We start from the raw sequence: 8416 nt of genomic DNA on the forward strand, positions 1-8416 counted from the left end.
AGCTTGGATTGCAGCTCGACGAGGTCGGTGAAGACGTCGGCCTGGCGGCGCAGCTCGTCGGCGATCATCGGCGGCTGGCTGGCGATGGTGGAGATCACGGTGACCCGCACGCCGCGGCGCTGCACGGCCTCGACCAGGGAGCGGAAGTCGCCGTCACCGGAGAACAGCACCATCTGGTCGATGTGCTCGGCGAGCTCCATGGCGTCCACGGCGAGCTCGATGTCCATGTTGCCCTTGACCTTGCGGCGGCCGGAGGCGTCGATGAACTCCTTGGTCGCCTTGGTGACGACGGTGTAGCCGTTGTAGTCCAGCCAGTCGATCAGCGGGCGAATCGAGGAGTATTCCTGATCCTCGATGATCGCGGTGTAGTAGAACGCCCGAAGCAGCGTCCCGCGGCTCTGAAACTCCTTCAGCAGGCGCTTGTAGTCGATGTCGAAGCCCAGAGTTTTCGCCGTCGCGTAGAGATTGGCTCCGTCGATGAAGAGCGCGATCTTGTCGGTAGAGGAAGGGGACATTCAGTTTGCTCGCGTAGTGTGTCGTGATTGATCGTTTATTGTTGGCGCGCGGCGGCAAGCTACGCACTTCAGAGTGCTGCCGAAACCCGTCGAAACCGCAAATCCGGAGAAGTCGGGGCAATCAAGGTATAGTTATGGCGGACTTTCATATCCCCGGCGCCGCCCTCGATGGCGGCCCGGGAAACCACCCATCCCTGCCCCAATGTGGGGGTAGCAGAGCCGTTTGGCGAGGCCAAATCACAAATTGGCCTTGCGAAACCGTCCTGGCCCCTATAACTAGCCCCAATCATCCACATATTTCGTCCCACCCACAACGGAGCGACAGTCCATGGCTCGCGTCACCGTAGAAGATTGTATCGACAAGGTCGACAACCGGTTTGACTTGGTCCTGCTGGCCGCCCACCGTGCCCGCATGATCTCGTCCGGTTCACAACTAACGGTTGACCGCGATAACGACAAGAACCCTGTTGTGTCTTTGCGCGAAATTGCCGAGACGACCATTTCGCCTGAGGACCTCCGCGAGGAGCTGGTGCACTCGCTCCAGAAGTTCGTTGAGGTCGACGAGCCCGAGCCGGATACGGTGCCGCTGATCGGTTCCGCGGGTGCAAGCGTCGATGCGGACGATACCGAAGTCGCCGTCGAGCGCATGACCGAAGAGGAGCTTCTGAAGGGTCTCGAAGGCCTCGCGCCGCCCGAGGAGCAGCCCGAGGAAGACGAGTAAATCGTCCGTCGCGATTGTCGACTTCTTGTGATTTTATCAAAGGCCCGAACGGTTGTTCGGGCCTTTGCTTTTGTTGACGTTTTCGTGGTTACCATGCGTTGTCGCTGGCAATGCGTCCTGTCACCGAATTGATCGGACACAAGCGCGATCGGAGCTAAGATGTATACAGCGGGCTGCTCAGGGCCCGTTTGAAGGCAGGACGGCATGGTATATCGGCGCCGCAGATTCACGCAGATGCAGGCCGCAACCGAATCGGTTGCCGTGGCCCCGACTGCGCCGGTCGCCCGCCCGGCCAAGCCGCGCGCGCGCATGATGCGTCAATATGACCTCGTCGAGCGCGTCCGGTCCTACAATCCCAACACCAACGAAGACCTGCTGAACCGCGCCTATGTCTATGCCATGAAGGCGCATGGCTCGCAGACCCGCGCCTCGGGCGATCCGTATTTCTCGCACCCGCTCGAAGTGGCAGCGATTCTCACCGACCTGAAGCTCGATGACGCCACCATCGTAGCCGCGCTGCTCCACGACACGATCGAGGATACCGAAGCGACACGGGCCGAGATCGACCAGATCTTCGGGCCGGAGATCGGCGCTCTGGTCGAGGGCCTGACCAAGCTGAAGCGACTCGAGCTGGTGTCACGGGAGGCCAAGCAGGCCGAAAACCTGCGCAAATTGTTGCTGGCCATCGCCGACGATGTCCGCGTGCTCTTGGTCAAGCTCGCCGACCGTCTGCACAACATGCGCACGCTGGACTTCGTGCCGACGGAATCGCGCAGGCGCATCGCCGAGGAGACGCTCGACATCTATGCACCTCTGGCCGGGCGCATGGGCATGCAGGAAATGCGCGAGGAGCTGGAGGATCTGTCCTTCCGCACCCTCGATCCCGAAGCCTATTCGGTGGTGATGCAGCGCCTCGACGCGCTCGCCGAACGCAACCGCAATCTGATCGGCGAGATCGAGGACCAGCTCTCCAACAATCTGCGCCACAGGGGGCTCGGCGCGCGGGTCTATGGCCGCCGCAAGAAGCCGTTCTCCATCTGGACCAAGATGGAGCGCAAGTCGGTCGGCTTCGAGCAATTGTCCGACATCTTCGGCTTCCGGCTCGTCGTCAACGACATCGAGGCCTGCTATCGCGCGCTCGGCATCGTCCACACCACCTGGCCGGTCGTGCCGGGGCGCTTCAAGGACTACATTTCGACGCCGAAGCAGAACGACTACCGCTCGATCCACACCACGGTGATCGGTCCCGGCAACCAGCGCGTCGAGCTGCAGATCCGCACCGAGGCGATGGACCAGATCGCCGAGCGCGGCATCGCCGCGCACGTCTTCTACAAGGAGGGCGTCGGCTCGCCGACCGAATTCCTCAAGCGCGAGTCCAACGCGTTCGCCTGGCTGCGCCACACCATCGGCATCCTCTCGGAGAGCGCCAACCCGGAGGAATTCCTCGAGCACACCAAGCTCGAGCTGTTCCACGACCAGGTGTTCTGCTTCACCCCGAAGGGCAAGCTGATCGCGCTGCCGCGCCACGCCAACGTGATCGACTTCGCCTATGCCGTGCATACCGACGTCGGCAACAGTGCCGTGGGCTGCAAGATCAACGGCCAGTTCGCGCCGCTGTCCTCGGAACTCCAGAACGGCGACGAGGTCGAGGTGCTGACCTCGGAAGCGCAATCGGCACCGCCCTCGGCCTGGGAAACGCTTGCGGTTACCGGCAAGGCGCGCGCCGCGATCCGCCGTGCCACGCGCACCGCCGTGCGCGATCAATATGCCGGTCTCGGCCGGCGCATCGTCGAGCGCCTGTTCGAGCGCGCCAAGATCGAATATGCCGACGACAAGCTCAAGGGCGCGCTGCCGCGGCTCGCGCGCACCTCGATCGAAGACGTGATGGCGGCTGTGGGGCGCGGCGAGATCAAGGCTTCGCACGTCGCGCGTGCGATGTACCCCGACTACAAGGAGGAGCGCATTGCGCGCTACGGCGTCAAGAAGGGGCTTGCCGCCAAGCTCAAGGAGAAGTCCTCGGAGCCGCGCAGCCCGGTCGCCATTCCGATCCGCGGCATCAATTCCGACCTGCCGGTGAAATTCGCCCCGAACGGCGGCGCCGTGCCGGGGGATCGCATCGTCGGCATCGTCACGCCGGGCGAGGGCATCACGATCTATCCGATCCAGGCGCCGGCCCTGAAGGATTTCGAGGAGGAGCCGGAGCGCTGGCTCGACGTCCGTTGGGACATCGAGGACTCCGCGCCGCAGCGATTCCCGGCCCGCATCAAGGTCGAGAACGTCAACGAGCCCGGAGCGCTGGCGCAGATCGCGACCGTGATCGCCGAGCACGACGGCAACATCGACAACATCAGCATGCAGCGCCGCTCCCCTGACTTCACGGAGACGACGATCGATCTCGAAGTCTACGATCTAAAACATCTCAGCGCGATCCTGGCCCAGTTGCGCGCTAAGGCGGTCGTCGCCAAAGTCGAACGTGTTAATGGATAGGTGCATCTCGCATGCGCCTATTCCTCTGATTTCGTGAGTTCTGAAATGCCCGCTTCTCCGCTTCGCCTTGGCGTCAATATCGATCACGTCGCAACCGTGCGTAACGCGCGCGGCGGCCGCCATCCCGATCCGGTGCGGGCGGCGCTGCTGGCGATCGAGGCCGGGGCCGACGGCATCACCGCCCATTTGCGCGAGGATCGCCGCCACATCCGCGACGAGGACATGGCGCGGCTGAGGGCCGAGATCTCCAAGCCGCTCAATTTCGAGATGGCGGCGACCGACGACATGATGCGCATCTCGCTCGCTACCAAGCCGCACGCGGTGTGCCTGGTGCCGGAGCGCCGGCAGGAGGTGACCACCGAAGGCGGCCTCGACGTGGTCGGCCAGCACAACGCGCTCGCACCCTACATCGCGCGGCTGAACGATGCCGGTATTCGGGTCTCCCTGTTCATCGCCGCCGATCCCGCCCAGATCGAGATGGCGGCGCGGCTGCGCGCGCCCGTGATCGAGATCCATACCGGCGCCTGGTGCGACGCCGTGGTCGACGGCCACACGGAGAAAGCCGAGGCCGAATGGCAGCGGATCGTGGCGGGGGTGAAGTTGGCGAAGTCGGCCGGACTGGAGGTTCATGCCGGGCACGGGCTCGACTATGCGACCGCGGAGACGATCGCGGCCCTGCCTGACATCATCGAGCTGAACATCGGCTACTACATGATCGGCGAAGCGCTGTTCGTCGGCCTTGCCGAGACGGTGCGCAGCATGCGCGCGGCGATGGACCGCGGTCGGAGCCGGGCGTGATCATCGGCATCGGCTCCGACCTCATCGACATCACCCGCGTCGCCAAGGTGATCGAGCGCCATGGCGAGCGCTTCCTCGACCGCATCTTCACCCCGGCCGAGCGGGCCAAGGCGGAGCGGCGCGCCAAGAACGAGAAAATGGTGGTGGCGACCTACGCCAAGCGCTTCGCCGCCAAGGAGGCCTGCTCCAAGGCGCTCGGCACCGGGATCCGGCGCGGTGTGTGGTGGCGCGACATGGGGGTGGTCAACTTGCCGGGCGGGCGGCCGACCATGCAACTGACCGGCGGCGCCCTGGCCCGGCTTCAGGCCCTGACCCCGGAGGGGTTCGAGGCGCGGATCGACCTGTCGATCACCGACGACTGGCCGCTGGCGCAGGCCTTCGTCGTCATTTCCGCCGTGCCGCTGCCGAAACCCTGATCGTGCCTCGGGATTTTATGATTGTCTTTGTAAATCAATATCTTATGAAGTTTTAACGCGATCCTTGATTGCGTGACCTCCGACAACCGTCTAAAAGTCCGCGGACGCAAATCAGCTTGGGCGAATTCGGCTTTACGCCGGAATTGGCCCTCACTATCAGAATCAGGACAATCTCCTAGTGCCGCGAACCGGTGGGCCGTTCGCGGGAGGAGGGCGCTCTGTGATCGCCGGCCGGAATTGAGAGAGCAATGAGCGTGACTTCGGGAACGAAAACTGAGAGCGGCGTCGGCGAAACGATCCGGGTCGTGATCCACGCTCTCCTGATCGCGCTGGTGATCCGCACCTTCCTGTTCCAGCCGTTCAACATCCCGTCCGGCTCGATGAAGGCGACGCTGCTGGTCGGCGACTATCTGTTCGTCTCGAAATATTCCTACGGCTATAGCCATTATTCGATTCCATTCTCGCCGCCGCTGTTCTCCGGGCGCATCTGGGGCTCGGACCCGAGCCGCGGTGACATCGTCGTGTTTCGCCTGCCGAAGGACGATTCCACCGACTACATCAAGCGCGTGATCGGCCTTCCCGGCGACCGCATCCAGATGCGGGACGGGCTGCTCTACATCAACGACACGCCGGTCGAGCGGCAGCGGATGAGCGAATATGTCGGAGAGGAACCCTGCGGCTCGGAAGGCGGCGGCATCTCCCGGGTGAAGCGCTGGAAGGAAACGCTGCCGAACGGCGTGTCCTATGAGACGCTGGACTGCGCCGACAACGGCTATGTTGACAACACCAACGTCTACACCGTGCCATCAGGCCATTTCTTCATGATGGGCGACAACCGCGATAACTCCACCGATAGCCGCTTCCTCGGCCAGGTCGGCTATGTGCCGCAGGAGAATCTGATCGGCCGCGCCCAGATGATCTTCTTCTCCATCGCCGAAGGCGAGCATGCCTGGATGTTCTGGCGCTGGCCGTGGGCGGTGCGCTGGAATCGCTTCTTCAAAATTGTCCGATGAAAGACGAAGCCAAGGACATCGCGATCCAATCAACGGAGGCCCAAGCAGGCCCCGACGGCGAAGCTGCGACCAAGAGCCTTGCGACCAAGACTCCTGAAACCAAAACCCCTGAAACCAAGGCTCCTGAAGCCAAGGCGCCCGCGAAGAAGAAGCGGACGCGGAGCCGCAAGGCCAAGGGCAGCGATGCCAACGCGGCGCTCGAGGCGCGCATCGGCTACAGCTTCACTGACCCGAACCTCCTGATGCAGGGGATCACGCATGTCTCGGCGCTGAAGTCCGGGCGCAAGCGCGGCGACAGCTATCAGCGGCTGGAATTCCTTGGCGACCACGTGCTCGGGCTCGTCGTCTCCGACATGCTCTATCACGCCTTCCCGAACGCTGATGAGGGCGAGCTGTCCAAGCGCCTTGCCGAGCTCGTGCGCAAGGAAAGCTGCGCCGACGTCGCCAAGTCGCTCGGTCTGCTCGACGACGTAAAGCTGGGCTCGGTCGGCCCCAGCGCCGACGCGCGCCTGCGCAAGTCGGTGCTCGGCGACATCTGTGAGGCCGTGATCGGCGCTGTCTTCCTCGATGGCGGCTACGCGGCTGCGTCCGAGTTCGTCAAACGTAACTGGACCGAGCGCATGCACAAGCCACGCCGTCCCTTGCGCGATCCCAAGACCGTGTTGCAGGAATGGGCGCAGGGCAAGGGGCTGCCGACGCCGGTTTACCGCGAGGTCGAGCGCACCGGCCCGCATCACGATCCGCAATTCCGCGTCGCGGTGGATCTGCCGGGCCTCGCGCCGGCCGAAGGCATCGGCGGCAGCAAGCGCGCAGCAGAGAAGGTGGCAGCTTCGGTGATGATCGAACGTGAAGGCGTCGGCGGCGGCAATGACGGCTGAAGCAAGCGGCGAGACGCCCACTGCGACGCGCTGCGGCTTCGTTGCGCTCATCGGCGCGCCGAACGTCGGCAAGTCCACGCTGGTCAATGCGCTGGTCGGGGCCAAGGTCACGATCGTCTCGCGCAAGGTGCAGACCACGCGCGCGCTGATCCGCGGCATCGTCATCGAGAACAACGCGCAGATCATCCTGGTCGACACGCCCGGTATCTTTCTGCCCAAGCGCCGGCTCGACCGCGCCATGGTCTCGACCGCCTGGAGCGGGGCGCATGACGCCGATCTCGTCTGCGTGCTGCTGGATGCCAAGGCCGGGATCGACGAAGAGGCCGAGGCGATCCTCACCAAGGTCGCCAGCGTGAAACACGAGAAGATCCTGGTCATCAACAAGGTCGACCTGGTCCAGCGCGAGAAGCTCTTGGCGCTGGCGCAGGCCGCCAACGAGCGCATGAAGTTCGCGCGGACCTTCATGATTGCGGCGATCTCGGGCGATGGCGTCGACGACATCCGCACGACGCTTTCAGAGATGGTGCCGCCGGGACCGTTCCTCTATCCCGAGGACCAGATGTCGGACGCGCCGATGCGGCAGCTGGCGGCCGAGATCACGCGCGAAAAAATCTATCAGAAGCTGCACCAGGAATTGCCCTACCAGTCCACGGTCGAGACCGACAAATGGGAGGAGCGCAAGGACAAGTCGGTGCGGATCGAGCAGACGATCTTCGTCGAGCGCGAAAGCCAGCGCAAGATCGTGCTCGGCAAGGGCGGCGCCACCATCAAGTCGATCGGCGCGGACTCGCGCAAGGAGCTGATGCAGATCCTGGACGTGCCGGTGCATCTGTTCCTGTTCGTCAAGGTGCGCGAGAACTGGGGCGACGATCCCGATCGCTACCGCGAGATGGGCCTGGACTTTCCCAGGGAATAACCAAGAACAGATCGGTATCCGATGAGCGTGCCCAGCAACGTCCGGCGCTTTGAAGCGCTGCTCTATGCATCGTTGATGCTGGACGCCTTGTCCGTTGCGGTGCAGGACCGCACGCCCAATGCGGAGATGACCGAGCAGATGATCATGACGGGGACTTTGCTCGCCGGCGGCATGATCCTGCTCCTGGTCTACTTCGTCCGGCTGGCCGCGCACCATCGCAAGAATTGGCCACGCTGGGTGCTGGCGGCAGCCCTCGTGCTGACGGTGATCTCGCTCGGCCAGATCATCGGGGAGAAGGGCATGGAGCTCGACAGCGCCATCGAGATCGTGTCCTGTGCGCTGACGACGATGGGCCTGTATTTCTCCTTCACCGGCGACGCGCAAGGCTGGTTCAACGCCTAATGGCGCGCAGGGTGGATTAGGTGCGGTAGGGTGGGCAAAGGCGCGCCCTTGCGCGCTGTGCCCACCGCAATCGCTGGCGCGCATTGGATCAAATTGGTGGGCACGCTTCGCTTTGCCCACCCTACGATCGCTCAAATTGCGTTACACTTCACCCCATGGAATGGACCGACGAAGGCATCGTGCTGGGCGTGCGGCGGCATGGCGAGAGCAGCGCCATCGTCGAGCTCTTGACGCGCGCGCATGGCCGGCATCTCGGCCTCGTGCGCGGTG

10 protein-coding genes are annotated in these 8416 nt (G+C 63.8%); 9 read left to right on the forward strand and 1 reads right to left on the reverse strand.

Annotated elements, in window-relative coordinates; translation table 11 throughout:
- Positions 1–515 (reverse strand): NYN domain-containing protein (locus MOV75_RS18870; protein WP_247006370.1); only part of this gene is annotated, 515 nt, incomplete at its 3' end.
- Between the two features lie 328 nt (positions 516–843).
- On the opposite strand from MOV75_RS18870, the gene rpoZ reads away from it, so the two are divergent.
- The 9 genes from rpoZ to MOV75_RS18915 form a co-directional block, all read left to right on the forward strand.
- Entirely contained in the window at positions 844–1236 is a 393-nt protein-coding gene (gene rpoZ / locus MOV75_RS18875; protein ID WP_007603391.1) for a DNA-directed RNA polymerase subunit omega, read from the forward strand.
- 204 nt (positions 1237–1440) lie between these two features.
- Complete coding sequence (locus MOV75_RS18880; protein WP_246927757.1) at positions 1441–3723, forward strand: bifunctional (p)ppGpp synthetase/guanosine-3',5'-bis(diphosphate) 3'-pyrophosphohydrolase; 2283 nt, start codon at positions 1441–1443, stop codon at positions 3721–3723.
- Between the two features lie 45 nt (positions 3724–3768).
- Positions 3769–4521, forward strand: a complete 753-nt coding sequence (locus tag MOV75_RS18885) for a pyridoxine 5'-phosphate synthase (protein ID WP_246927759.1) — start codon at positions 3769–3771, stop codon at positions 4519–4521.
- Positions 4518–4937, forward strand: a complete 420-nt coding sequence (gene acpS / locus MOV75_RS18890) for a holo-ACP synthase (protein WP_247006372.1) — start codon at positions 4518–4520, stop codon at positions 4935–4937. Before MOV75_RS18885 ends, acpS begins: the two co-directional genes overlap by 4 nt.
- Before the next feature lie 248 nt (positions 4938–5185).
- Positions 5186–5950: a signal peptidase I gene (gene lepB, locus MOV75_RS18895; RefSeq protein WP_246927291.1), complete on the forward strand. Its 765-nt coding sequence runs from the start codon at positions 5186–5188 to the stop codon at positions 5948–5950.
- The gene (gene rnc, locus MOV75_RS18900; protein ID WP_246927288.1) at positions 5947–6828 is read left to right on the forward strand and encodes a ribonuclease III; all 882 of its coding nucleotides are present in this window, start codon (positions 5947–5949) and stop codon (positions 6826–6828) included. The genes lepB and rnc overlap by 4 nt, the downstream gene beginning before the upstream one ends.
- The gene (era, locus tag MOV75_RS18905; protein ID WP_246927277.1) at positions 6818–7744 is read left to right on the forward strand and encodes a GTPase Era; all 927 of its coding nucleotides are present in this window, start codon (positions 6818–6820) and stop codon (positions 7742–7744) included. The genes rnc and era overlap by 11 nt, the downstream gene beginning before the upstream one ends.
- Before the next feature lie 21 nt (positions 7745–7765).
- Positions 7766–8146 carry a hypothetical protein gene (locus MOV75_RS18910; protein ID WP_246927266.1) on the forward strand — a complete coding sequence of 127 codons (381 nt, stop codon included), beginning with the start codon at positions 7766–7768 and terminating at the stop codon, positions 8144–8146.
- 155 nt (positions 8147–8301) lie between these two features.
- A partial coding sequence (locus tag MOV75_RS18915) for a DNA repair protein RecO (protein ID WP_247006374.1) occupies positions 8302–8416 on the forward strand: 115 nt, incomplete at its 3' end.

The sequence above is a fragment of the Bradyrhizobium sp. PRIMUS42 genome (genome assembly GCF_023006515.1).
Taxonomy (GTDB): domain Bacteria; phylum Pseudomonadota; class Alphaproteobacteria; order Rhizobiales; family Xanthobacteraceae; genus Bradyrhizobium.